Origin of the sequence: Bacillus sp. A1, assembly GCF_042296235.1 — a bacterium.
GTDB lineage: Bacteria > Bacillota > Bacilli > Bacillales > Bacillaceae > Bacillus > Bacillus velezensis.
In genome coordinates, this window is the sequence record NZ_CP141181.1 from 732,547 (window position 1) to 757,140 (window position 24,594).

The 24,594-nt window shown below is 48.7% G+C and carries 19 protein-coding genes; 14 read left to right on the forward strand and 5 right to left on the reverse strand.

Going from position 1 to position 24,594, the window contains the following annotated elements; all coding sequences use genetic code 11:
- Positions 1–85 precede the first annotated feature (85 nt).
- Entirely contained in the window at positions 86–730 is a 645-nt protein-coding gene (locus U2H13_RS03820) for a Bax inhibitor-1/YccA family protein (RefSeq protein ID WP_012117028.1), read from the forward strand.
- Positions 731–768: 38 nt separating this feature from the next.
- On the opposite strand, the gene U2H13_RS03825 is transcribed toward U2H13_RS03820, so the two are convergent.
- Positions 769–1,281 (reverse strand): MarR family winged helix-turn-helix transcriptional regulator, encoded by a 513-nt coding sequence (locus U2H13_RS03825; RefSeq protein WP_103527086.1) that lies wholly within the window; start codon positions 1,279–1,281, stop codon positions 769–771.
- Positions 1,282–1,427: 146 nt separating this feature from the next.
- On the opposite strand from U2H13_RS03825, the gene U2H13_RS03830 reads away from it, so the two are divergent.
- Positions 1,428–2,549 (forward strand): FAD-dependent oxidoreductase, encoded by a 1,122-nt coding sequence (locus tag U2H13_RS03830; protein ID WP_014720834.1) that lies wholly within the window; start codon positions 1,428–1,430, stop codon positions 2,547–2,549.
- Positions 2,550–2,585: 36 nt separating this feature from the next.
- Here U2H13_RS03830 and U2H13_RS03835 read toward each other — a convergent pair whose 3' ends face one another.
- A complete protein-coding gene (locus U2H13_RS03835; RefSeq protein WP_121984622.1) occupies positions 2,586–3,656 on the reverse strand; it encodes a DUF3900 domain-containing protein in 1,071 nt (356 codons plus the stop codon).
- A 164-nt stretch (positions 3,657–3,820) separates the two neighbouring features.
- On the opposite strand from U2H13_RS03835, the gene U2H13_RS03840 reads away from it, so the two are divergent.
- From U2H13_RS03840 to U2H13_RS03870, 7 genes are all read left to right on the forward strand, one after another.
- Complete coding sequence (locus U2H13_RS03840; RefSeq protein ID WP_121984623.1) at positions 3,821–7,003, forward strand: bifunctional cytochrome P450/NADPH--P450 reductase; 3,183 nt, start codon at positions 3,821–3,823, stop codon at positions 7,001–7,003.
- Positions 7,004–7,430: 427 nt separating this feature from the next.
- Entirely contained in the window at positions 7,431–9,359 is a 1,929-nt protein-coding gene (locus U2H13_RS03845) for an LTA synthase family protein (RefSeq protein ID WP_014417149.1), read from the forward strand.
- Positions 9,360–9,574: 215 nt separating this feature from the next.
- Positions 9,575–10,339 carry a glucose-1-phosphate cytidylyltransferase gene (gene rfbF, locus U2H13_RS03850; RefSeq protein ID WP_014417150.1) on the forward strand — a complete coding sequence of 255 codons (765 nt, stop codon included), beginning with the start codon at positions 9,575–9,577 and terminating at the stop codon, positions 10,337–10,339.
- 6 nt (positions 10,340–10,345) lie between these two features.
- On the forward strand, positions 10,346–11,314 hold the full coding sequence (locus tag U2H13_RS03855) for a GDP-mannose 4,6-dehydratase (protein WP_025649925.1): 969 nt from the start codon (positions 10,346–10,348) through the stop codon (positions 11,312–11,314).
- Between the two features lie 24 nt (positions 11,315–11,338).
- Complete coding sequence (locus U2H13_RS03860; RefSeq protein ID WP_095061166.1) at positions 11,339–12,250, forward strand: putative nucleotide-diphospho-sugar transferase; 912 nt, start codon at positions 11,339–11,341, stop codon at positions 12,248–12,250.
- Between the two features lie 28 nt (positions 12,251–12,278).
- Positions 12,279–13,439, forward strand: a complete 1,161-nt coding sequence (locus U2H13_RS03865) for a glycosyltransferase family 2 protein (RefSeq protein WP_182072418.1) — start codon at positions 12,279–12,281, stop codon at positions 13,437–13,439.
- Between the two features lie 15 nt (positions 13,440–13,454).
- The gene (locus tag U2H13_RS03870) at positions 13,455–14,393 is read left to right on the forward strand and encodes a putative nucleotide-diphospho-sugar transferase (RefSeq protein ID WP_014417153.1); all 939 of its coding nucleotides are present in this window, start codon (positions 13,455–13,457) and stop codon (positions 14,391–14,393) included.
- Between the two features lie 29 nt (positions 14,394–14,422).
- Here the strand turns inward: U2H13_RS03870 and U2H13_RS03875 are convergent, their stop codons facing one another.
- Positions 14,423–15,652 (reverse strand): MFS transporter, encoded by a 1,230-nt coding sequence (locus U2H13_RS03875; RefSeq protein WP_007408952.1) that lies wholly within the window; start codon positions 15,650–15,652, stop codon positions 14,423–14,425.
- Positions 15,653–15,769: 117 nt separating this feature from the next.
- Positions 15,770–17,155 carry an amino acid permease gene (locus tag U2H13_RS03880; RefSeq protein ID WP_014417155.1) on the reverse strand — a complete coding sequence of 462 codons (1,386 nt, stop codon included), beginning with the start codon at positions 17,153–17,155 and terminating at the stop codon, positions 15,770–15,772.
- A gap of 244 nt (positions 17,156–17,399) precedes the next feature.
- Between U2H13_RS03880 and U2H13_RS03885 the strand changes: the two genes are divergently transcribed.
- The 3 genes from U2H13_RS03885 to U2H13_RS03895 all read left to right on the forward strand — a co-directional run bounded on the left by U2H13_RS03885 (position 17,400) and on the right by U2H13_RS03895 (position 20,755).
- Entirely contained in the window at positions 17,400–18,857 is a 1,458-nt protein-coding gene (locus U2H13_RS03885; RefSeq protein ID WP_007408954.1) for an aldehyde dehydrogenase family protein, read from the forward strand.
- A gap of 465 nt (positions 18,858–19,322) precedes the next feature.
- Complete coding sequence (locus U2H13_RS03890) at positions 19,323–19,727, forward strand: methyl-accepting chemotaxis protein (protein ID WP_369719111.1); 405 nt, start codon at positions 19,323–19,325, stop codon at positions 19,725–19,727.
- 128 nt (positions 19,728–19,855) lie between these two features.
- Positions 19,856–20,755, forward strand: coding sequence for an SDR family oxidoreductase (locus tag U2H13_RS03895; protein WP_029973716.1), 900 nt, complete (start codon positions 19,856–19,858; stop codon positions 20,753–20,755).
- A gap of 47 nt (positions 20,756–20,802) precedes the next feature.
- Here U2H13_RS03895 and U2H13_RS03900 read toward each other — a convergent pair whose 3' ends face one another.
- Complete coding sequence (locus tag U2H13_RS03900; protein ID WP_007609987.1) at positions 20,803–21,870, reverse strand: glycosyltransferase family 2 protein; 1,068 nt, start codon at positions 21,868–21,870, stop codon at positions 20,803–20,805.
- Positions 21,871–22,028: 158 nt separating this feature from the next.
- On the opposite strand from U2H13_RS03900, the gene U2H13_RS03905 reads away from it, so the two are divergent.
- Both U2H13_RS03905 and U2H13_RS03910 read left to right on the forward strand, forming a co-directional pair.
- Positions 22,029–23,918 (forward strand): ABC-F family ATP-binding cassette domain-containing protein, encoded by a 1,890-nt coding sequence (locus tag U2H13_RS03905; RefSeq protein ID WP_376700678.1) that lies wholly within the window; start codon positions 22,029–22,031, stop codon positions 23,916–23,918.
- A 191-nt stretch (positions 23,919–24,109) separates the two neighbouring features.
- Positions 24,110–24,532, forward strand: a complete 423-nt coding sequence (locus tag U2H13_RS03910) for a MerR family transcriptional regulator (RefSeq protein ID WP_012117050.1) — start codon at positions 24,110–24,112, stop codon at positions 24,530–24,532.
- Positions 24,533–24,594: the final 62 nt, after the last annotated feature.

Below are 24,594 nucleotides of genomic sequence, written 5' to 3' on the forward strand. Positions count from 1 at the left end.
TTAAAATCTTCTTAAAATCATACAAATTTCTCCCATTTTATTTATAATAGACCTATCACGATCATTTTTTGGGAGGACTTTTGACATGCAAACTGCTGCTTATGAGAGCAAACAATCTATTATGCAGCGCATTATAACGGTATTTGTGTTTACACTGTTAGTTGCGACAATCGGCCTGTATACGGGCCAGTTCATTCCGCCGGCATTGATGCTGCCGCTGTCGATCTTAGAGGTCGTCATGATCATCGCCGCGTTTTGGCTGCGCCGAAAAAAAGCCGTCGGATATGTGTTTGTGTTTTCATTCGCTTTCATTTCCGGAATGACGCTGTTTCCGATTATCAGCCATTATGCGTCCGCAGCGGGGGCCTATGTCGTATTGGAGGCATTCGGTTCTTCGTTTGTGATTTTTGCGGTGCTCGGCACGATTGGCGCTAAGACGAAAAAGGACTTGTCGTTTTTATGGTCCTTCTTGCTTGTCGCTGTTATCGCGCTTCTTGCAGTGGGGATCTTTAATATTTTCAGCCCGCTGAATTCCGCCGCCATGATGGCGTATTCCGTCATCGGAACGATTGTGTTTTCAATGTATATCTTATACGATCTGAACCAGATCAAGCACCGGGACATCACGGCTGACCTGATTCCTTTGATGGCATTGACGCTTTATATCGACTTTATTAACCTGTTTATCAACCTGCTTCGGTTTTTCGGGATTTTAAACAGTGATGATTAACCGCGCGAAAAAGGCGCCCTGCTGAGAGGGGCGCCTTTTTATGTTCTGCCGCCGGAAAACAGCAGAAGCTTATCAAATAATACTTCAAGCATTTTTGTCAATTCCGCTTTTTGTTCAGCGGTGAAGCTTTCCATGACTCCTGAAATATTGGAGAAGTGGCCGGGAAGAAACAGCATCAGCTTTTCTTTTCCTTCTTTTGTGAGTTCGATGCTGATTTTTCGTCTGTCGCCGGTATGCCGGCTGCGGTTTACAAAGCCGTCCCGTGCGAGTCCGTCGATCAACCCGGTGATGGTCGCTTTGGTGACATTGGATTTTTTCGCCAGTTCCGACGGGCTCAGGCTGTGGCCGGGTGCGTCAAACAGAAACATTAAAATTTTGAATTTCCCTTCGGACAATCCGTGACTTGAGAAATAATGCTCCATGACCTGATTCATTTTTTTAGACATATCAAATAACGTCAAAAATGTTTTCAATGATTCAGCATCCATATCGGCGTAAATCTCAGCGCGTCCGGCAATCTGCGAGTAATCCGGCAAATGTCTCAACTCCATTTTTGTAAGCCTCCGTACCATTTTAGTGATTCAAAGTATAAGCTTGCCGGATTCAAAAGGCAACCTATAAAGATTGACAGTTTTTCAGCCTATATAGTAAGGTGGCTAATAGTTAATGAATAATAAATAAAGAAGGCGGTATCGGGATGAACCATGAAGTGAAAAAGATCATCATAGCGGGCGGAGGGATCGGCGGCCTGTCCGCAGCGATTTCTCTCGGCAGAGCGGGTTTTGAAGTGACCCTTTGCGAGGCGGCGTCCGGCATGCGAAAAAGCGGAGCGGGCATTCTCCAGCCTCAAAATGCGCTGCGGGTGCTGCGAGAAATCGGTGTGTATGATGAATGCTGCCAACACGGCTTTCAAACGGAATGGCTGAAGCAGCATGATGAAAACGGAACGCTGCAGTTTAAAGTGAGTGAGGCGTTTTTAGATGATTCATTGCCGGGGCGGAATAATATATTGCGGCAAACGTTAAACGATATCCTCAAAAAGCATGCTGAAGCGGCGGGGGTCACGATTCTGCTCGGTAAAAAAGTCGTGTCTTACGAAGAAACAGCAGATGACATAACGGTGCATTGTGCAGACGGAACCGCGATGACGGCTGACATCCTCGCCGGCTTTGACGGCATCCGCTCCGCTGTCCGCAATCAAATGCTGCAAAGAGAAGTGAAAACAGAGTATCTCGGCATGGGAGCACACAGATTTTACATTTCTTTTCCCGAACCGGTTTTTCATGATTCAACACTGATGTATAAAAAGGGGCAGACGCAGGTCGGGGTCGTGCCGCTCTCTGAAAAAACAGGATACGTATTTATCATCCGGCCGTATGACGCTGACTTCAGGGATGACGAGGACACGCGTTTTGAACGGGTGAAAGACTTGCTGCACGGATTTCCGGGAGTAAAGTTTGTGACAGAGAATATGTCAAAGGAATATCCCGTTTTGTTTCATAAGATTGAGCAGATGGCGGTTAAAGAACCGTGGCACAGAGGCCGCGTCGTTCTGGGCGGGGATGCCGTCCATGCAGGAGCGCCGACATTGGCGCAGGGAGCGGCGATGGCGATTGAAGATGCGATTGTGCTTAGTGAAGAACTGCAAAAACACGAAAACCATGAAACTGCATGTCAAGCATACTTCGAAAGACGGGCGGAGCGGGCATTACAGGTGCAGAATCTCTCATCTGAAATCGTCCGCCGCGAGATAAAGAGAACGCCCGGCGTCCAAGACATCATCAGTGAATGCTATCGATTGCTCAAAGAGCCTTATTAAATAAAGAAAGTCCAGAACATGGCGTCTGGACTTTTGTCAGTCTTGTTCAGATTTATTCCGTATCCGCTCAATCACCTCATGCAGCCCCTCAGGCTTGTGAAACTCCACCGGCGAACTGCCTTTTTCAAACGAGATCGTCTCCGCCTCAATGAGCGCGACATAGCGCCCGTTCACTTTTGCGAGATGGATGGATTCGCCGAAATCAGCCAGTAATCCTTTAATCTCTGTTTCTCCGACTTTCATTTTCAGCTCGGCTTCCGGCGTATGTTCAATGATCTGCGCGGATGCCTCGATGACTTGATGGGTGTCGAGGCACTCCTGAATTTCCCGCTTTTCACTCGCTTCCCAAATTTCAATGTCGTGCTCAAACTGCTGAAGCTCTTCGCTGTTTTCTTCAAAAGTTTCATACACGTGCTCCTGCACCATGTTCATGACTTGGTTTTTCATGATTTCCGGCATCGATTCGCCGTATTCGACAAATTTGAGAAAATCTTCGAAATAACGGGCGTGCGAGGCCTGGTGGATTTTCAGCTCATGCTCTTCCGTCATGCCTTCTTCCGGCATATACGGATATTGAATGCTTTTCATGTTTTTTGTCGTGATGGCCATTTCGACCTTTTTAATGAGAGACGAGGCGTCTGAGATGCGGGCGACCTTCGGCTCGAAATCGCATTTCATCATAAAGACGAATTTGTCTTCAAAATACTTGCGCGGAACGGCCGATGCCACGATAAAAACACCGCCGCGCACGGCGCTCGTGTCAAGATAAGTGCGGACGAACTGCTCGCTTGCTTCGATAAATGCTTCCTTCGTATCCGCAAGTCTGGCGCGGTTGAAAAGGTTGTAATTCGGATTTGAATCAAGCTCATGGCCCGGCTCCGTGATAAAATGGCCGATTTTTGTGGGGACCTGCTCGGATTGCGGATGCCGTTCGGCTTTCCGTTTGACGATTTTCTTCAATTCCCCGTCAAGAAAATCCTTCAGCTCGCTTTCTTCAAATTCTTCCGTGTCAAGGGTCTGGAAATGTTTGAACTGTTTGTTTGCCTGTTCGTCTTTTCCTTCCACTTGAATGACATAAAACGATAAAAACTTGATTTCAAAATCCATATGTGAACTCACCTTATTTCTGTATTTAACAAGCCTCTCCAGTATAGAAAAAACCGTTATCGATCGTCAATCCGATGATTGATCCGTGACGGCGGATAATCGGCCGGTGAAAAGGGCAATGTAGTTGGAAGGAACGCATCAACGTGTTAGAAAGGGTGTTATTCATGAAGGAAACAGGTCCGATTCCGCAGCCGAAGACATTCGGCCCGCTCGGCAATCTTCCTTTGCTTGATAAAGACAAGCCTACAATGTCGCTTATCAAACTGGCAAACGAGCAGGGGCCTATTTTTCAGCTGCATACGCCGGCGGGCGCCATTATCGTCGTGTCCGGCCATGAACTGGTGAAAGAGGTTTGTGATGAAGAGCGGTTCGATAAAAGCATTGAAGGGGCTTTAGAGAAAGTCCGGGCGTTTTCCGGAGACGGGCTGTTTACAAGCTGGACGCAGGAGCCTAACTGGCGAAAGGCGCATAATATTCTGATGCCGACCTTCAGCCAGCGCGCGATGAAAGATTATCATTCGATGATGACTGATATCGCGGTGCAGCTGATTCAAAAATGGGCTAGGCTGAATCCGGATGAGGCCGTTGATGTGCCTGCTGATATGACCCGCCTGACGCTCGATACGATCGGGCTTTGCGGCTTTAACTATCGGTTTAACAGCTATTACAGGGAAACGCCTCATCCGTTTATCAACAGCATGGTGCGCGCCCTTGATGAAGCGATGCACCAAATGCAGCGCCTTGATGTTCAGGATAAGCTTATGATCAGGACGAAACGCCAATTTCATCATGACATTCAGGCGATGTTTTCGTTAGTAGACAGTATTATCGCAGAGCGCCGGTCAGGCGGCCGGGATGAAAAGGATCTGCTGGCCAGAATGCTGAATGTGGAAGACCCGGAAACGGGCGAAAAACTTGATGATGAAAATATCCGGTTTCAAATCATTACGTTTTTAATTGCCGGTCATGAAACGACCAGCGGCCTGCTTTCCTTTGCCATCTACTTTCTGCTGAAACATCCCCGTGTTTTGGAAAAAGCCTATGAAGAAGCCGATCGGGTTTTGACCGATCCCGTTCCTTCATATAAACAAGTGCTGGATCTTACTTATATCCGAATGATTTTGCAGGAGTCATTGCGCTTATGGCCGACCGCGCCTGCGTTCAGCCTTTATGCGAAAGAGGATACGGTGATCGGCGGGAAATATCCGATCACGCCGAAAGACAGAATTTCCGTCTTAATTCCCCAGCTTCACCGTGATAAAGACGCGTGGGGAGACAATGCGGAGGAATTTTATCCGGAGCGGTTTGAACATCCTGATCAAGTGCCTCACCATGCGTATAAGCCGTTCGGAAACGGTCAGAGGGCGTGTATCGGTATGCAGTTCGCCCTGCATGAAGCAACCCTTGTTCTGGGGATGATTCTGCAGCATTTTACCTTTATCGATCACACCGATTATGAGCTCGATATTAAACAGACACTAACGATCAAGCCCGGCGACTTTCATATCAGGGTGCGGCCGAGAAACAAAGGAGCCGTTGCGGCAGCCCTCCCGGCGGCTGAAAAAGCGACGGAAGACGTCGAAAAAGAAAAACGGGAAACAAAAGGCGCATCTATTATCGGGCTTGATAACCGACCGCTTCTGATTTTGTACGGCTCAGATACGGGAACCGCAGAAGGCGTGGCGCGGGAGCTTGCCGATACTGCCGGGATGCATGGCGTCCGGACTGAAACGGCGCCTTTAAATGACCGGATCGGAAAACTGCCGAAAGAAGGAGCTCTCTTGATCATTACGTCCTCTTATAACGGAAAGCCTCCGAGCAACGCGGGACAATTCGTTCAATGGCTTGAAGAAGTCAAACCCGGGGAGCTGGAAGGCGTCCGATATGCCGTCTTCGGCTGCGGTGATCATAACTGGGCGGCGACATATCAGGCTGTGCCGAGGCTTATTGATGAGAAGCTTGCCGAAAAAGGGGCGGAACGCTTTTCCTCCCGAGGCGAAGGGGACGTCAGCGGCGATTTTGAAGGAAAGCTTGATGAATGGAAAAAAAGCATGTGGACGGACGCCATGAAGGCATTCGGTCTTAAGCTGAATGAAAATGCCGAAAAAGAGCGAAGTTCGCTGGGCCTTCAATTTGTCAGCGGGCTTGGCGGGTCCCCTTTGGCACAGACGTATGAAGCGGTTTACGCATCCGTTGCGGAAAACAGGGAACTTCAGGCGCCGGAAAGCGGCCGGAGCACAAGGCATATCGAAATCACTCTGCCGAAAGAGGCTGCCTATCATGAAGGGGATCATCTCGGCGTGCTGCCGGTAAACAGCAAAGAGCAGGTCAGCCGTGTTCTCCGCCGGTTCAATCTGAACGGGAATGATCAAGTGCTGCTGACGGCCAGCGGACAGAGCGCGGCTCATCTCCCGCTCGATCGGCCGGTCAGGCTGCATGATCTTCTGAGCAGCTGTGTCGAATTGCAGGAAGCGGCATCAAGGGCTCAAATCCGGGAAATGGCCGCTTATACGGTCTGCCCGCCGCACAAACGGGAATTGGAAGATTTTCTTGAGGAGGGCGTCTATCAGGAGCAAATCTTAACATTGCGCATCTCGATGCTCGATCTCCTTGAAAAATATGAAGCGTGTGAACTTCCGTTTGAGCGATTTCTGGAGCTTTTGCGCCCGCTGAAGCCGCGGTATTATTCGATTTCAAGTTCGCCGCGGAAACATCCCGGGCAGGCCTCAATTACCGTCGGCGTCGTTCGCGGCCCCGCCCGGAGCGGTTTTGGTGAGTATCGCGGAGTCGCTTCGAATTATTTAGCGGATCGCGGCCCTGAGGATGGTATCGTGATGTTTGTCCGCACTCCGGAAACACGATTCCGGCTGCCGGAAGATCCGGAAAAACCGATTATTATGGTCGGTCCCGGCACAGGAGTCGCCCCGTTCCGCGGATTTCTGCAGGCCCGGGCGGCGTTAAAAAAAGAAGGAAAAGAGCTGGGGGAGGCTCATCTGTATTTCGGATGCAGAAACGATCATGATTTTATTTACCGTGACGAGCTTGAAGCTTATGAAAAAGACGGAATCGTGACGCTTCATACGGCTTTTTCCCGCAAAGAAGGCGTACCGAAAACGTATGTGCAGCACTTAATGGCGAAAGACGCCGGCGCTTTAATTTCCATCCTCGGCCGGGGAGGGCACCTCTACGTATGCGGCGACGGCAGCAAAATGGCGCCCGATGTAGAGGCAACGCTGCAAAAAGCGTATCAGTCGGTCCACGAAACAGACGAACGGCAAGCGCAAGAATGGCTTTTGGACCTCCAGACAAAAGGTATTTACGCAAAAGATGTTTGGGCGGGGATTTGAGCGATTTGATGAGAAGGACTGGATGACTCCAGTCCTTTTTTTACATCAGCCAAAAAAATCTTCAAGTTTTTCAACCCCTTTGCATACAATAACTTCAGCCCGCCTGTTGGGCGGCTGTCTTTGATATTCATTTTTCGTTTTTAGAAGTTTGTGTTATTCTTATATTTGGTATCTCCTATTTTTCAGACCGGGTCTGATACGGTACCTTTTAATGCCAGAAAAAAATGTGAAACGAAGAACGGATATCCTGCGTCTAATGGCTGGCGGGATAAGATGTTCAATGGGCATGACACGAATGATAAATATATCGTTTTTTAAAATGGTGTGTTTATGGGGCTGTGTGATGCTTTCGTTTTGCTCGGAAAGCAGGAATTGAAGCAAAAAGTAAGAATACAGATTTAAAGTGTTTAGGAAAGTAGAGGTTGCCATGAAGAAATTATTTTCTTACAGACTTAGTTTTTTTGTACTGGCTATTATTTTGTTTTGGGCCAAAACGTATTTAGCCTATCATGCTGAATTCAACCTTGGGGTGAAGGGTCCGACGCAGCAGTTTCTGCTTGTGATCAATCCGTTCTCAAGCGCCATTTTCTTTTTAGGACTGGCATTGTTTGCGAAAGGCCGCAAATCAGCGATTATCATGGTGATTATTGATTTCATCATGACGTTTATTTTGTATGCAAATATCCTATTCTATCGATTCTTCGATGATTTCTTGACATTCCCGAACTTAAAGCAATCCGGTAATGTCGGAAATATGGGAGACGGCATCTTCAGCATTATGTCCGGCCATGATATTTTATACTTTGTTGATATTATTATTTTAATCGCGCTTCTGGTGTGGAGACGTGAGCTGAAGGAATTCAAGCTGAAAAAACGGTATACGTCATTAATTATCGTGACGGGTATTGTTTTGTTCTTCGTGAACCTGGCGATTGCCGAAGAGGACCGCCCGGAGCTGCTGACAAGAACGTTTGACCGCAATTACATTGTAAAATACTTAGGCCTTTATAATTACACGATTTATGACGGCGTGCAGACGGCGCAGACGGAATCACAGCGGGCATATGCCAGCAGCGATGACCTGACGAGCGTTGAAAACTACACATCCTCGCATTATGCGAAGCCGAACGCCGAGTATTTCGGCAAGGCCAAAGGCAAAAACATTATTAAGATTCACTTGGAAAGTTTCCAAACGTTTTTGATCAACTACAAACTTGACGGAAAAGAAGTCACGCCGTTCCTGAATAAACTCGCCCGCGGCGGAGAGGACATGACGTACTTTGATAACTTTTTCCACCAAACAGGCCAAGGTAAAACATCTGACGCCGAGCTGATGATGGATAACAGCCTGTTCGGACTGCCTGAAGGGTCAGCCTTCGTGACAAAAGGGGAAAACACGTATCAATCGCTTCCTGCCATCCTTAACCAAAGTGAGGGCTATACAAGCGCCGTTTTACACGGTGACTACAAATCATTCTGGAACCGTGACCAGATATACAAACATATCGGCTACGATAAATTCTTTGACGCCAGCACATACGATATGTCTGATGACAACCTTGTCAATTTGGGGCTGAAGGATAAACCATTCTTCAAAGAATCCATTCCGAAGCTTCAATCGCTGAAACAGCCGTTCTATGCGCATTTGCTCACGCTGACGAACCATTATCCGTTTACGCTTGATGAAAAAGACGCAACGATCGAAAAAGCGAAAACGGGCGACGCGACTGTGGATGACTATTTCCAGACGGCGCGTTATCTCGACGAGGCGCTTGAACAGTTCTTTAAAGATCTGAAGTCATCCGGTTTATATGACAACTCGGTGATTATGCTTTACGGAGACCACTACGGAATCTCTGAAAACCATAACCGCGCGATGAAAGAAATTCTCGGCAAAGAAATTACGCCTTATCAAAACGCGCAGAATCAGCGTGTGCCGCTTATGATTCGCATCCCCGGCAAAAAAGGCGGGGTGAACCATACGTACGGCGGTGAAATGGACGTTGTGCCGACGATCCTTCACTTGGAAGGCATCGATTCTAGGAAATATATTAATTTCGGCACCGATCTCTTCTCGAAAGACCATGATGATACGGTGGCGTTCCGTAACGGAGATTACGTCACGCCGAAATATACTTCCATCTCCAATGTCGTATACGATACGAAGACAGGAAAAGAACTGAAAGGCAATCAGGAAACGAAAAACCTGAAAGCCAGAGTCACAGAGCAGCTGAAGCTGTCTGACAGCGTGATGTACAAAGACCTGCTCAGATTCCACAAATTGAGCGACTTTACGCCGGTTGATCCGTCTAAATATCATTACGGCAAAGAAAAACTGAATCAGGATAATAAATAATAGAAAGAGCCTTACGGAATTTCCGTAAGGCTCTTTTTTTGTGTGTATCTTCACCAATCTGAAAAAAGAGAGAGCTTTTGGTCACAAAGGGCGCCAATCTCTCATATCTTACAGTAGATTTTGAAACCGGTGATAGAGAATCGGACAAATTATCGGGTTGGTTTCTCTTATACGGGCGGTTTCGAATCCAATATTCACAGAGAAGAGGGGTAGAGATGAAAGCAGTCATTCTCTGCGGCGGAAAAGGAACGAGAATGAGCGAAATCACCAATGAACGTCCCAAACCGCTCGCCATGATAGGCGGCAAACCGATTCTATGGCATATTATGAAACTCTATCAATACTATGGCGTGAACGAATTTATCCTGCTTCTTGGTTTCAAAGGAGAGATGATTAAGGAATATTTCTTAGATTATGACTGGAAGAATCACAGCATGACGCTGGACAGCTCTACCGGAGAAGTGCGGATATTGGGAAAATCCGAGCCGTGGAAAATCACTTTTTTAGACACGGGGGAACACACGCAGACAGCGGGGCGGCTTTTACAGGCGAAGGACATCATCGGTGATGAAACCTTTCTTATGACGTACGGGGACGGACTGGCCAACATCAACCTGTTTCATCTGATCAGCTATCATCAATCAAAAGGGGCTGCGGCAACCGTCACCGGTATAGAAAAGACCTCGCAATTCGGAACGCTGACGGTTGAAGACGGTATGGCGAAAAGCTTTTCTGAAAAAACCTCAAGTGAAGGCATCATCAACGGCGGATTTTTCGTGCTCAGCCCGAAGGTATTTGATTATCTGCCGAAAGACAGGGACGTCATGTTTGAAGAAGAACCGCTGAAGGAGCTGGCGAAGGACGGCGAATTGGCGGTATACCGGCATTACGGTTTCTGGACGGCGATCGATACGTATAAAAACCTGCTGGAAATCAACAAGATGTGGGACCGGGGACAACATGTATGGAAGGTATGGTGATCAAGTTTGAGTTTCTGGAAAAATAAAAATGTGTTTGTGACGGGATGTACAGGTCTTTTAGGAAGCTGCCTGGTGAAGGAACTGATCGATCAGGGGGCCAATGTGACGGGACTTGTCCGTGACACTGTGCCCAAGTCGAACCTGTATCAGGGAGAACAAGTGAAGCAAATGAATATCGTGGAAGGCGCGCTTGAGGATCTGGATGTGATTGAGCGGGCGCTGGGCGAATATGAAATTGACACGGTCTTTCATTTAGCCGCTCAGGCGATCGTCGGCGTCGCAAACCGCAATCCGATTTCCACATTTGAAGCCAATATTCTCGGCACATGGAACATCCTTGAAGCGTGCCGCAGGCATCCGCTCATCAAGCGGGTGATCGTCGCGTCCAGTGATAAAGCGTACGGCGACCAGCCGACACTGCCGTACGATGAAAACATGCCTCTTCAAGGCAAACATCCGTATGACGTATCAAAAAGCTGTGCCGATTTGTTAAGCCACACATATTTTAATACGTACGGACTTCCGGTCTGTATTACGCGCTGCGGCAACTTGTACGGCGGCGGAGATTTGAACTTCAACCGGATTATTCCGCAGACGATTCAGCTCGTGCTGAACGGTGAAGCGCCGGAAATCCGCAGCGACGGCACATTTATCCGTGATTATTTTTACATCGAGGATGCGGTCGAGGCATACCTTTTGCTGGCGGAAAAGATGGAGGAGCTCAATCTTGCGGGAGAAGCGTTCAACTTCAGCAATGAGATTCAGCTGACGGTGCTGGAGCTTGTAGAAAAAATTCTTAAGGCCATGGACAGTGACCTCAAGCCGAAAGTGCTCAACCAGGGAAGCCATGAAATCAAGCACCAATATTTATCGGCGGAAAAGGCGAGGAAGCTTCTGAATTGGACGCCCGCGCATACCATTGATGAAGGATTGGAAAAAACGATCGAATGGTATAAAGCCTTTTTTCAAAAGTAACAGAAACAGAGGTGAGAGAAAGACGTGACAAGCGCATATTGCACAGTTTTATCAAAAGGAAGGCTGTATCAGGCCATCGCTTTGTTCGGCTCATTGAAAGCGGTTCAGGCGGACGCCCCCATTTTTACTTTGTGTATGGATCAAGACACCTATGACGTGCTTCAGGCAATGCGGCCGGATAATGTCACCTTGATTCAGGTGTCCGCACTGGAAAATGAGGAGCTCCTTGAACTGAAGCGGACGAGGGATCAGAGCGAATACTGCTGGACGGTGAAGCCGGTATTTCTCGAATTCGTGCTGGACGGACATCCGCAATTAGAACGTGTTACGTACATTGATGCCGATTTGTTTTTCTTCGCTGATCCGCGCGCGATTTTTGACAATCAGCCGGATTGTTCGGTGCTTCTGTCACGGGGCGATATCGTCATTCCCTCATTTGAAAAACAGGAAATCGACATGCTGCAGCGTCTTTTAGGCCGGTATAATTCCGGTTTTCTCAGCTTCAAAACCGACAGTGCCGGCACAGATTGTCTCAGATGGTGGAAAGAACGCTGCCTTGAGGAATGCAAAAATGCGCCGGGCGAAGGAAAATTCGGAGATCAAGGCTACTTGGATTACATGTCCGGCCTGTTCCCGAACGTGTGTGACATCACCACGCCCGGCGTGAATATCGGCCATTGGAATTACGGCCGCCACACGTTTTCATGGAAGGACGGGCGTCTTGTGCTCGAAGACGGAAGTCCGCTGATTTTCTATCATTTCAGCGGATACCGGATCGTTACAGCCGGCGACATTCGGCAGATTCATGAGACGGACCGGACCGACCTGCCGTTTGTCCATCAGCTTTACCAGGACATTCTGAAGCGGGTGATCGGGACGGTCAGCGCTGTCTGCCCGGAGTTCAGCGGCTTTGCATCTGAGGATGATAACAAATAAATGATCATATACAGGAAGTGAACGAAAAGTGAAGGCAAGCGTCATTGTTCCCGCATATAATTCCAAGGAGAGGCTTTATAACAGCCTGCTGTCCCTGAATGAACAGGAATGCACAGAGCCGTTCGAAGTGATTGTGGCTGACAACGGTTCGGAAGACGGAACCTTATCCATGCTTGAATCATTCAGCGCGAATTTTCCGCTGATTTTTGTGAGAATTAAAGAAAACAGAGGGATCGCTTACGGCCGGAATCAGGCGGTCCGCAATGCCAGAGGCGATATTTTGATCTTCCATGACAGCGACATGCTTGCCGAAAAGGATTTGGTGGCGAAGCATATCAAGGCTCATGAGAACCGGGACGATCTTGTCGTATGCGGTATGTTCTGGAAGCGGATTTACAGCTTTTATTATGACCGTTTTGAAAAAGAGCATAAGGAAAAACTCGCCGAACTGTATGAAGAGCTGCCGGGCGATAAAGAGCCGCTCCTTGATGAAAGTGACATCAGAGACGGAAGTTTTCTCGACCAATGCTTTGATTTAGATACCGACTTTATCCGTGTGCTGAAAAGCATTTTGGAAAAATACGGAGATGATTTGAAAGGCTACCGTCTGCCGTGGCGTTTTTTCATTACGAACAATTCGTCAGTTAAGAGACAGCACGTGGCAGATCTCGGCCTGTTTGATGAAGGCATTGTCAGATACGGCTTTGAAGATTATGATCTCGGCATCAGGCTTCATCAGTCGGGAATGAGATTTCAGCTGCGGCGCGATATCATGAGCGTCCATCAGGAGCATCCGAGCAACTGCGCTTCCGTTGATGACATCAGGGCGAACATCGCGTACATGTGCGACAAGTACAATGACATTCATTCGCTTGACGTGCACCTCGCGTTTAACGGCCCGTTTGACGCGGAGTTAACCAACAGCATGATGGCAGACATCGAAGTGCTGCTTGATTATGAGAAATATGAAAGCCTGCTGCACATTTTTCTCGAACTGCTGCACGCGGTTAAAGACCGCAACCTCGACCCGGACTGGAAGACGAAAAGCCCGCGGATCACGTCGAACAGCTTCAATCTGCCGGAGGTCGGAAAGCTTTTGGCAAAAGCGGAAAAAAAGCTGGGCGTCACGCACTTTGTAAGGGCGTTCAAAGCGCTGGCTGCTGATTTACTGCATGTGGATCTTAAATAAATTGGATGTGATATGGTGAGTAAATATCATTTTTCAACCATTGTTTCCAGAACGCATATCTTTAAACTGATGCCGATGATTCATTCTCTCCATGAGCATTGCCGGGATTTTCATCTGTATGTGCTGTGTGTCGATCAGAAAGCGTATGAATTGCTTCAGCAGGTGCCGTGGGAACATGTCACGGCGGTTCAGCTCCATGAAATGGAGGACCCGGAGCTGCTTGAAGCAAAGGGCGGCCGGACGTTTCATGAATATTGCTGGACGCTGAAGCCGGCATTTCTGTTCCATGTGATGACAGAGTATGATGAAGCTGAATATTTTGCCCACTTGGACACCGATCTCTTTTTCTTCTCAGATGCGGGCGAGCTGTTTGCGGAAAAGCCGGATGCTTCCCTTTTTCTGACGGATCACCGCAATTCAGAACGGTTTGCGTCTTATTACAAGCTGACAGGGCAGTACAACACCGGGTTTGTCGGCGCGCGGAATACCGGGGAAGCGTATCGGGCGGTCTGGCAGTGGAGACAGGATTGCATCTCCTATTGTACGGTGGAGATGAATGAAGAAAAAAAGACATACGGTGACCAAAGGTATGTTGAAAAGTGGCCCGCGCAGTTTGAACACGTTCATGTCACGGAGTCGATCGGCGCGAATGCGGCGCTGTGGAATATTGAGCAATATGACGTCAGCCTGCGCGACGGGGCTGTATATGTCAATGACACCCCGCTGATTTTTTATCATTTTTCAGGCTTTACGCTCGTCACGGAGAACGAATTCAATCTGTGCTGGTACTATCACATTGATGACGAGGCGACAGTCAATATGATTTACGTGCCGTACATCAAAAACGTGAAAAAATGGATTGATGAAATTCAAAAAGCATTTCCCGATTTCAGAGACGGGTTTATTCCGAAATATGCGGTTCCTGACACCCATTTTTATACGGTTGAAACATAAAATCCCTGCCTTTTCGGCAGGGATTGTTTTTATGAATGCCATTCTTTTAATGTTTTGTCGCTCGGCAGGACAAAGGCGAGCAGACCTAAAACGGGCAGAAAGGCGACGGCTGTCATGGTCGGCGTCAATCCCGCTGAATCAATAAGAGCTCCGAGCGCAACGGCTCCGATCGCGCCCATTCCGAAGGCGAGCCCGACCGTAAGCCCTGACATCGTTCCGATTTTGCCTGGAACAAGCTCCTGCGCGTAGACAACAGTCACAGAGAAGCTGGACATCAGAACAACACCGATCAGCGCCAGTACGCCATAGGCGATGACAGGCCCCGCAAACGGAAGGAAAATCGTCAATGGAGCCGATGCTATCATCGAAACGATGATGACGTTCCGCTTTCCGAAACGATCTGCAAGCGGCCCGCCGAGAAACGTTCCGACAGCTCCGAAAAATAAAAAGACGAAGATGTAGCTCTGTGCCTGCTGAATGCTGACATGATAGGCATTCATCGCATAGAACGTATAAAAGTTGCCGATCGCGCTCACATACCAGGAGCGCGCGAAAATTAAGAAGATAATCATGATAAGGGCGAGAATAATCGGTTTTGTAATCACGGTCTGCACGGCGGAGGCCGGTGATTTTTTACTTACGGCGCGCAAATGAATAAGGCGGCCTTTATACCATTTGGCGATATAAATGAGAAACAGTACAGCGATTGCGGCGACTAGCGTAAACCAGACAGAGCCGAATTGACCGAGCGGAACGAGAATCAGCGCGGTAATCAAGGGCGCCATCGCCTGGCCGGTATTCCCTCCGACTTGGTAAATCGATTGCGCCAAGCCGCGCTTTTCGCCGGCGGCCATGTAGGCGACACGCGATCCTTCAGGATGAAAGACGGCGGAGCCAAGGCCGATAAAAAAGACACAGCATAAAATCGTCAGAAAAGACGGGGCGAACGCGAGACCTAAAATGCCGAGCATGCTTGCGGTGAGTCCGAGCGGCAAGGCATACGGCATCGGGCGTTTATCCGTATACCAGCCGATGACGGGCTGCATCACGGAAGACACCATATTCAGCGTAAAGGCGATAATTCCGAGCTGCGTAAATGTAAGATTCATGGAACGTTCCAAAATCGGAAACATCGCCGGAATCACCGCTTGCAGTGAATCGTTCAGCAGATGACAGATCCCGATAATGAACAAAATAGAATACATGGTTGTTTCGGGACGATGGACAGGTTTTTCTTTAAGCGGGGCGGCAATTGCCAAAGTGATTCTCCTCCTTTTTATGTAAACGAAGCATACACCATATTATTCATAAGGTGAATGAATTATCAAGTGCAAAAAAGGCTCTTCTTTCTCAAACAGAAAAAAGAGCCTCCCTTTTTATTTATTTAACAAACTGTGTTTTCTCGAATACATCATATAAACGACGATCCCGGCGGCGATCCAGATGACAAAGGCGATCCATGTCACGCCCGGCAGGCTGCTTGCGAGATACAGGCATAAGCATGCGCTGATGATCGGCACAACAGGCACGAAAGGAACACGGAAGGAAGATTTGATCTCCGGATGTTTCTTTCTTAAAACGATGACGGCGATCGCAATGACCGTAAAGGCCGCCAAGGTTCCCATGTTGACGAGATGCGCCAAGGTTCCCAGATCAATAAAACCCGCGATCCCGGCGGCAATGATCCCCGTCACCCATGTGTTTTGAAACGGTGTTTTAAAACGCGGGTGAACCTTGGAAAACATGCGTGGCAAAAGGCCGTCTCTGCTCATCGCAAATGTAAGGCGCACCTGAGCGTAAAGCAGAGCGAGCATGACCGTTGTAATCCCGATAATCGCGCCGACGGAAATAATGCCTGCTATCTTGTTCTGGCCGACAAATTGAAGCGCGAAAGATACCGGATCTCCGACATTCAGCTTGGTGTACGAAAGCATTCCCGTCAGGACGAGCGATACCGTAATGTAAAGGATGGTGCAGATGGCGAGCGCGCCGATGATTCCGACCGGCATTGATTTCTGCGGGTTTTTCACTTCTTCCGACGCGTTTGACACGGCATCAAATCCGAGATACGCGAAGAAAACGGTCGCGGCGCTCGTGATGACGCCTTTCATTCCGAACGGCATAAACGGCGACCAGTTTTCCGGTTTCACGTAGCCGAAACCGACAATGATAAATAGCAGAATGATCGCAATTTTCATCAATACAATGACATTGTTAAAGCGGGTGCTTTCTTTCACGCCTCTTGAAACAATCGCGGTAATGACCAAAATAATGATAACGGCCGGCAGGTTGAACACGGCACCCGTTTTGCTGCCGGGTGCGGCGGTCAGCGCCTCCGGAAGATGCAGCCCGAAGCCTGCAAGAAGCGATTGGAAATAGGATGACCAGCCGGTTGCGACGGCGGCAAGCGCGATGACATATTCAAGCATTAAGTCCCATCCGATTAAAAACGCGAGACACTCCCCGAGAGTGACATATGAATACGTATATACGCTGCCTGAAATCGGAATGGAGGAAGAAAATTCCGCATAACAAAACGCGGCGAGCGCGCAGGCAAGACCCGCGAGCACAAACGACAGAATCAAAGCCGGTCCTGCGCCTGTCGCGGCCACAGTCCCGGTAATCACAAAAATCCCCGTTCCGACAACACAGCCGATTCCGAGCAAAACCAAGTCAAAAGCGCTTAACGAGCGGGACAGGCTGGTCTGTTTGCTCTGGGCCTTTAAGTCGGCCAGCGGCTTTTTCCGAAATAGTAAAGACATATGGGTCCTCCTGAAAATTCATAATATTCTTATCATTATATACACTGACGTTTGTATTATATTGTCGAAATTTCTCGCAGTCAATTAAAGAATTTTCCACTTTAAAAGGACAAAGCTAAAAAGCGTCGATGCACGGAAGGAACGGGAATTTTATTGTGAAATAGTTCAATTTTCTCACCTTAAGACCGATACAAAAGATGACTCATCAACTAATTTCAAGTTTCGGTGAAAGGGAGATGTTTACATGTTTCAATATGAAGAACTAAATAAGCAGTTTATCGGCGGCCGATGGAGGGATGGGAGCAGCCGGAACGTATTGGAAAACAGAAATCCTTATACTCAAAAAGTCATCACCTCATTCCAAAAAGCGACGTCTGATGACGTGGATGCGGCATATCGCGCCGCGGCTCTTGCGAAACAAGAATGGGACAAAGTAAACCCTTTTAAAAAGCGGGCCATTTTGGAAAAAGCCGTTTCTTTCATCGAAGAGCACGAAGAAGCGATTATTTACTTAATCATGGAGGAGCTTGGCGGAACACGGCTGAAGGCTGAGTTTGAAATCGGACTTGTCAAAAATATGATAAAAGAAGCCGCAACATTTCCGGTGCGGATGGAAGGAAAAATTCTCCCGTCCACAATTGACGGAAAAGAAAACAGGCTGTACAGAATACCCGCCGGAGTCGTGGGGGTGATCAGCCCGTTTAATTTCCCGTTTTTCCTTTCGATGAAATCTGTTGCGCCGGCACTCGGCGCGGGGAACGGCGTCGTGCTGAAGCCTCATGAAGAAACACCGATCTGCGGCGGAACGCTTATCGCGAAAATTTTTGAAGCGGCCGGCGTACCGGACGGGCTGCTGAATGTTATCGTGACGGATATCGGGGAGATCGGCGACAGCTTTGTTGAGCATCCCGTGCCGCGGATTATCTCATTTACAGGCTCAACCGGAGTGGGCAGCTATATCGGACAGCTTGCGGTCAAACACTTTAAAAAACCGCTGTTGGAGCTTGGCGGAAACAGCGCGCTGATCGTGCTTGAGGATGCTGATCTTGAATACGCCGTCAATGCGGCCGTATTCAGCCGGTTTACGCATCAAGGCCAGATCTGTATGTCGGCGAACCGCGTGCTCGTTCACACATCTGTATATGACAAATTTACAGAGCTTTACGAAGCGAAAGTGTCATCGCTGAAAGTCGGCGATCCGATGGACCCTGATACGGTTATCGGTCCTTTAATCAATGAGAGACAGGCGGAAGGTCTGAGACGGTCTGTCGAAAAAGCGATAGAAGAGGGAGCGGTTCCGGTGCTGTCCGGCCGATTCAGCGGAACGGTCGCTGAGCCCGTCATTTTAAAAGATGTGAAACCTGAGATGAGCATCGCGAAGGAGGAGCTGTTCGGACCGGCCGTCTGCATCATGCCGTTTGAAACGGAGGATGAAGCGGTAAGCATCGCAAACGCGACACCGTTCGGTTTAAGCGGAGCCGTGCATACGGCAAACGTTGAGCGCGGCGTTGAGTTTGCTAAGCGGATCGAAACCGGGATGATTCACGTCAACGATACGACCATTAATGATGAACCGAACGTCGCGTTCGGCGGCGAGAAGCAATCAGGTCTCGGCAGGCTGAACGGCGAATGGAGCCTTGAAGAATTCACCACGCTGAAATGGATTTCGGTTCAGCATGAAAAACGGCAATTCCCATATTAAGAAGGAGTGAAAGAAATGAGTATACAGACGGAGCAGCACACGCACAGCCTGCTTGACGCTTTTGTCAAAGTTGCGCCTTTTTTAAACAGCCTGATCCAAGATGACATCACCATCGGAATTTATGATACAGAAAAATTAATCGTGAATATTCCGGCTAAAACGTTTTCTCTTAACGTAAAGCCGGGAGACCCGCTGCAAAAAGGGGACATCATTACAGACGCGATCCGCATGAATCAGAAGAAGACAAGCATGGTGCCGAAAGAGCTGTTCGGATTTCCGCTGATCGCCAGAGCGATTCCGCTTCACGATGAAAACGGAAAAGTCATCGGCGGCGTCGGTCTCGGCACGAGCCTTGAAAAATCAGCCAAGCTTCACGATGTCGCTGAAAGCCTGTCCGCCGTCGTGGAACAGACCGCTTCGGCCATCGCGGATATCTCAGAATCCATCAACGGTTTCTCAGCACAGATGACCGGGATTTCCGCTCAGGCGAAACAAGTCAGTGAAAGCGCGGGAGAAATCGCCGACATTTCCGTCACTGTCAAGGGCATCTCGGATCAAAGCAATCTGCTCGGTTTGAATGCGGCCATTGAAGCCGCGAGAGCAGGAGAATCCGGCAAGGGCTTTTCCGTGGTGGCGGATGAGATCCGCAAGCTTGCCACTCATTCAAAAGACAACGTCGGCCAAATTGACCAGATTACGAAAAAAATCCACAGCCTGCTGAAAGGGCTGGAGGACTCAATTGAATCCATCAACCAGAACACGGACGGCCAAGCGGCGGCGGTTGAACAAATTTCTGCCACGATGCAGGAAATTTCGGGAAGCGCCCAGCATTTAGCGAAAATGGCTGAAAACGTACTCGGAGAGTCATAAAAAAAGGGAGCTTACGGGCTCCTTTTTTGTTTTCCCTTTATCAATCGAAAACTGCACTTACACGTTTGATCCGTCATGCTAAAGGGGTACACATACGAATACATCACAATGATAAAGGAGAGTCTTGTATGTCTGATGCAAATCTGCACAACCCGCTGACGAAATATGATCATGATGAATTTCCAAAACAATATCAAGAACCGCCCGGTTTGCAAAAAGAGATGAAGCCTCTGCCGGACTGCGGTGAAACAAGCTATAAAGGAGCCGGCAAGCTGAAGGGAAGAAAAGCCCTCGTCACCGGCGGCGATTCAGGTATCGGCCGGGCCGCCGCGATTGCTTATGCCCGGGAAGGGGCGGATGTGGCGATTAACTATCTGCCTGAGGAACAGCCGGATGCCGAAGAAGTGAAAGCGTTAATTGAAAAAGAGGGAAGAAAAGCCGTTCTGCTGCCGGGAGATTTAAGCGATGAAACGTTTTGCGGAGAATTGGCGGAAAAAGCGTATCAAGAGCTTGGCGGTCTTGACACGCTCGCTCTTGTCGCCGGCAAACAGCAGGCAGTGGATGATATCAGCGATCTTGCCACAGAACAAATCTATCAAACATTTGAAGTCAACGTATTCTCACTGTATTGGCTCGTCAAAGCGGCGCTCCCTTATCTGCCGGAAGGCGCGTCTATTATCACGACAACATCCGTAGAAGGGTATAATCCAAGCCCGATGCTGTTGGATTATGCCGCGACGAAACATGCCATTATCGGTTTTACCGTCGGCTTAGGAAAGCAGCTGGCGAATAAAGGAATCAGAGTCAACTCGGTAGCGCCGGGGCCGATCTGGACGCCGCTGCAGATTTCGGGAGGACAGCCCGGTGAAAACATTCCGAAATTCGGCAAGGAAACACCGGCCGTTCCATTAAAGCGCGCCGGACAGCCGGCGGAGCTAGCAGGGATTTATGTCTTTTTGGCCTCAGAAGAATCGAGCTATGTGACATCCCAGATTTACAGTGTAAGCGGAGGAATTCCGACAGCGTAATCAATAAGGAGCTGCCCTTCATACGAGGGCAGCTCTTTTTTTCGATGTTATGTGCCGAGCACGTTTTGATTATACAGGACACTCGGATGTGATGGATGATAGGAGGCGGCTTTGTCGTTATGAATCTTCGCTTTTTCTCTGTCGCCGAGCTGCCAGTGGCAGACGCAGAGCTGCAGATGGGGATACCAGGTGGAGTACTCGAGCTGGGTAAAGCCTGCATCACTGCTTTTGGCGGATAGGGCGAGCTCATACCAAAACACGCCCTGCCGGTATTGCCGTTTCTCCGCAAAATAGTCGCCGAGCCTGCAGCAGAACTCCGGCCGCGGACAATCGATCAGAAATGATTTTAAGAGAGACGTCATGGCTGCCTCTTCATGGCCGACCGCCCTGTAGCAATCGGATAGATATTGGCACGTTCTGATCTCGTCTTCGATCCAGCACTGTTTTGTGGAAAGAAAATGGTGATAATACGTGATGGCGCGCTGATACTGGCCGTGATCCTTTAATTCATTCGCGAAGTAAAACAAATCGCGCGGTGTCATCGTTTCACTGTTTTCCGCCATTTTCTCATAAATCTTCAAGTTGCGGTCTGAGGGAGGCGAGTGCTTTTTCTCGGATTTCCGGTGTGTGACGGCAATATCGGTTTCTATGATGTTTCCGTATACTTCAAGATACTCATGCACGGCTCCGATCCAGCGGAACCCTTTTTCACGCTTGACGAGTCGGTTGCGGCGGTATCTGAAGCTGACCTCTCCCCGAGCATCAAAGCCGACGTGATAATACATGGATACCGCGTCCACCTCTTTTGAAAGCGACGCCTTCAGTTCAATCAGCTTTTCACGGTCCTTTTCCGTCAGTATATCGTCGGCGTCCAGCCACAGAATATAATCCATTTCCGCTTTCGAAAACACAAAATTACGGGCGGCCGCAAAGTGATCGATCCATTCAAAATCATAAATCTTATCCGTATAACGGGCCGCGATTTCTTTCGTCCGGTCGGTCGAGCCCGTATCAGCAATCACAATTTCATCCGCAATGTCTTTGACGGAATCAAGACAGCCCGCAAGCACTTCCTCTTCATTTTTCACGATAACGCACAAACTGACGCTGATCATGTCATCACCTCTTCCCCTCCAGTGTATAAAAGGAGAGGCGGAAACATTCTTCGGACAAAATGATCTCTTCCAAGAAATTTGTCTGTCCTTTTACTAGTTTTATTCCAGCGCCTGATTTAAAATGAACACATGAACTTACGTGAGGATTGATAGGGACCATGAGCATCATAAAAGCGGAAAACCTTTATAAAACATACGGAGATAAGACATTATTCGACCATATCTCCTTTCATATTGAAGAGAATGAAAGAATCGGTTTAATCGGCCCGAACGGAACGGGGAAGTCTACGCTTCTGAAAACCATTGCCGGCCTTGAATCAACGGAGGAAGGCGAGATTACGGCCTCAGGAAACGTGCATATTGAGTTTTTGCATCAGGACCCTGAGCTTCCGGCCGGACAAACCGTACTTGAGCATATTTATTCCGGCGGATCAGCCGTCATGAGAACGATGAGAGAATACGAAAAAGCGCTTCAGGCGCTGAATGAAGAACCGGAAAATGACCAGCGCCAGAAACAGCTGCTTGATGCGCAGGCCCGAATGGACGCGAATGATGCGTGGGAGGCGAATACGTTAGCCAAAACGGTTTTAACCAAACTTGGCGTCACCGATCTGATGAAGGATGTCAGCGAGCTGTCCGGCGGCCAGAGAAAGCGCGTCGCGATTGCGAAAAACGTCATCCAGCCGGCTGACCTGCTCATTTTGGATGAACCGACAAACCACTTGGACAATGAAACGATTGAATGGCTGGAAGGCTACTTATCGCAATATCCGGGCGCCGTTATGCTTGTCACGCACGACAGATATTTTCTGAACAGGGTGACGAACAGAATTTACGAGCTTGAGAGAGGCAGCCTTTATACGTATAAAGGAAACTATGAAGTATTCCTGGAAAAACGGGCCGAACGGGAAGCGCTGGCGGAGCAGAAAGAAACAAAACGTCAAAACCTCCTGCGCCGCGAATTGGCGTGGCTCAGAAGAGGGGCGAAAGCGCGCTCGACGAAACAAAAAGCGAGAGTGGACAGAGCGGAGGCGCTCAAAGAGCAAAAAGGGCCGGCAGTCTCCGGATCACTCGATTTCGCGATCGGCTCCCACCGTCTCGGAAAACAGGTGATCGAAGCCGATAACGTCTCCATTACCTATAACGGCCAAGCGCTGATCAGCCAGTTTAATGAGCTTGTCATCCCGGGGGAACGAATCGGCATCATCGGGCCGAACGGAATCGGGAAAACGACACTTTTAAACAGCCTCGCCGGCAGAATTCAGCCTGACAGCGGCAATATCACCATCGGGCAGACGGTCCGGATCGGCTACTACACCCAGGATCACAGCGAAATGAACGGTGATATGAAAGTCATTGAATATATAAAAGAGACGGCTGAAATCGTCAAAACGGCGGAAGGCGATGTCATCACCGCGGAACAAATGCTTGAGCGTTTTCTGTTCCCGCGTCCGATGCAGCAGACGTATATCAGAAAGCTGTCGGGCGGGGAAAAGCGCCGTCTGTACTTGCTGAATGTACTGATGCAGGAACCGAATGTGCTGTTTTTAGATGAGCCGACCAATGATCTGGACACGGAAACATTAAGCGTGCTCGAAGATTATATCGAACAGTTCCCAGGCGTCGTCATCACCGTATCCCATGACCGCTATTTCCTTGACCGCGTCATTGACCGCCTGATCGTATTTGAAGGACAAGGTGTCATTTCCCGTTTCCAAGGTTCGTACAGTGAATACATGGAACACGCAAAAGCGAAGAAGACGGCGGTAAAACAGCCGGCCGAAGAGAAAAAGGCGGAAGAAGAGCCGAAGAAAAAGCGCAAAAAGCTTTCATATAAGGATCAGATCGAATGGGACGGCATCGAAGACAAAATCGCCGGCCTTGAAGAAAAGCATCAGTGTCTGGAAGCGGAAATCGCTGAAGCAGGAAGTGATTTCGGAAAGATTCAAGAACTGATGGCCGAACAGGCAAAAACGGCTGAAGAGCTTGAAGCGGCGATGGAGCGCTGGACCGAATTGTCACTGATGATTGAAGAACTTGAGAATTAAGAAAAGCCGGTACGGCCCCCGAGAAGATGGCGGGTCATACCGGCTTTTTTTATCTTGCACAGATGTCTCCCGGCGCTTTAAAGACAAACGTTTTGTCCAAGCAAAGTTTATCAGGCGTAAAAAAGTTTACGTTTACGTTAAGGTTCAAATGGTGTATAATAGAAACAGATACGACAAGAGGGGGATTCACCTTGGAATGGATGAAGATTGATCAAGTTGCCAAGCGAAGCGGATTGACAAAACGAACCATTCGTTTTTACGAGGAGATTGGTTTGATTCCTGCTCCTAAACGGACAGAAGGCGGCGTCCGGCTTTACTCTGAAGATGATATGGAGGAGCTCGAAAAAGTAACCAGCACAAAAGAAGTGCTCGGTTTTTCCCTTCAGGAGCTTCAGCAGTTTATGGAGATGAGCCGTCAGCTGGAATTAAACAAAGAGGGGTACTTGTTGTCACTGGATCCGAAGGAACGGAAAGAAAAGCTGGAAGAGATTCAGCAGGCTTTGAACCACCAGCTTGAGATGATTGATGAGAAGATCAGCACATTTCAGCATTTTAAAACGCGCCTTAACGGAATGAAAGAAAAAGCTGACCGCGCCATTCAATCAATCGAATGATTTTGCTGTAAACGCTATGGATATAGCGTTTCTTTTAATGGATGAAACAGGAGGTTTGGTCA

Bases quoted from the DNA above. Each gene is read 5' to 3' on its own strand.
- U2H13_RS03880 (WP_014417155.1), bottom strand. From the start codon at position 17,155: ATGTCTTTACTATTTCGGAAAAAGCCGCTGGCCGACTTAAAGGCCCAG.
- U2H13_RS03830 (WP_014720834.1), top strand. From the start codon at position 1,428: ATGAACCATGAAGTGAAAAAGATCATCATAGCGGGCGGAGGGATCGGC.
- U2H13_RS03825 (WP_103527086.1), bottom strand. From the start codon at position 1,281: ATGGAGTTGAGACATTTGCCGGATTACTCGCAGATTGCCGGACGCGCT.
- U2H13_RS03845 (WP_014417149.1), top strand. From the start codon at position 7,431: ATGAAGAAATTATTTTCTTACAGACTTAGTTTTTTTGTACTGGCTATT.
- U2H13_RS03835 (WP_121984622.1), bottom strand. From the start codon at position 3,656: ATGGATTTTGAAATCAAGTTTTTATCGTTTTATGTCATTCAAGTGGAA.
- U2H13_RS03900 (WP_007609987.1), bottom strand. From the start codon at position 21,870: ATGATCAGCGTCAGTTTGTGCGTTATCGTGAAAAATGAAGAGGAAGTG.
- U2H13_RS03895 (WP_029973716.1), top strand. From the start codon at position 19,856: ATGTCTGATGCAAATCTGCACAACCCGCTGACGAAATATGATCATGAT.
- U2H13_RS03905 (WP_376700678.1), top strand. From the start codon at position 22,029: ATGAGCATCATAAAAGCGGAAAACCTTTATAAAACATACGGAGATAAG.
- rfbF (WP_014417150.1), top strand. From the start codon at position 9,575: ATGAAAGCAGTCATTCTCTGCGGCGGAAAAGGAACGAGAATGAGCGAA.
- U2H13_RS03890 (WP_369719111.1), top strand. From the start codon at position 19,323: ATGACCGGGATTTCCGCTCAGGCGAAACAAGTCAGTGAAAGCGCGGGA.
- U2H13_RS03885 (WP_007408954.1), top strand. From the start codon at position 17,400: ATGTTTCAATATGAAGAACTAAATAAGCAGTTTATCGGCGGCCGATGG.
- U2H13_RS03840 (WP_121984623.1), top strand. From the start codon at position 3,821: ATGAAGGAAACAGGTCCGATTCCGCAGCCGAAGACATTCGGCCCGCTC.
- U2H13_RS03820 (WP_012117028.1), top strand. From the start codon at position 86: ATGCAAACTGCTGCTTATGAGAGCAAACAATCTATTATGCAGCGCATT.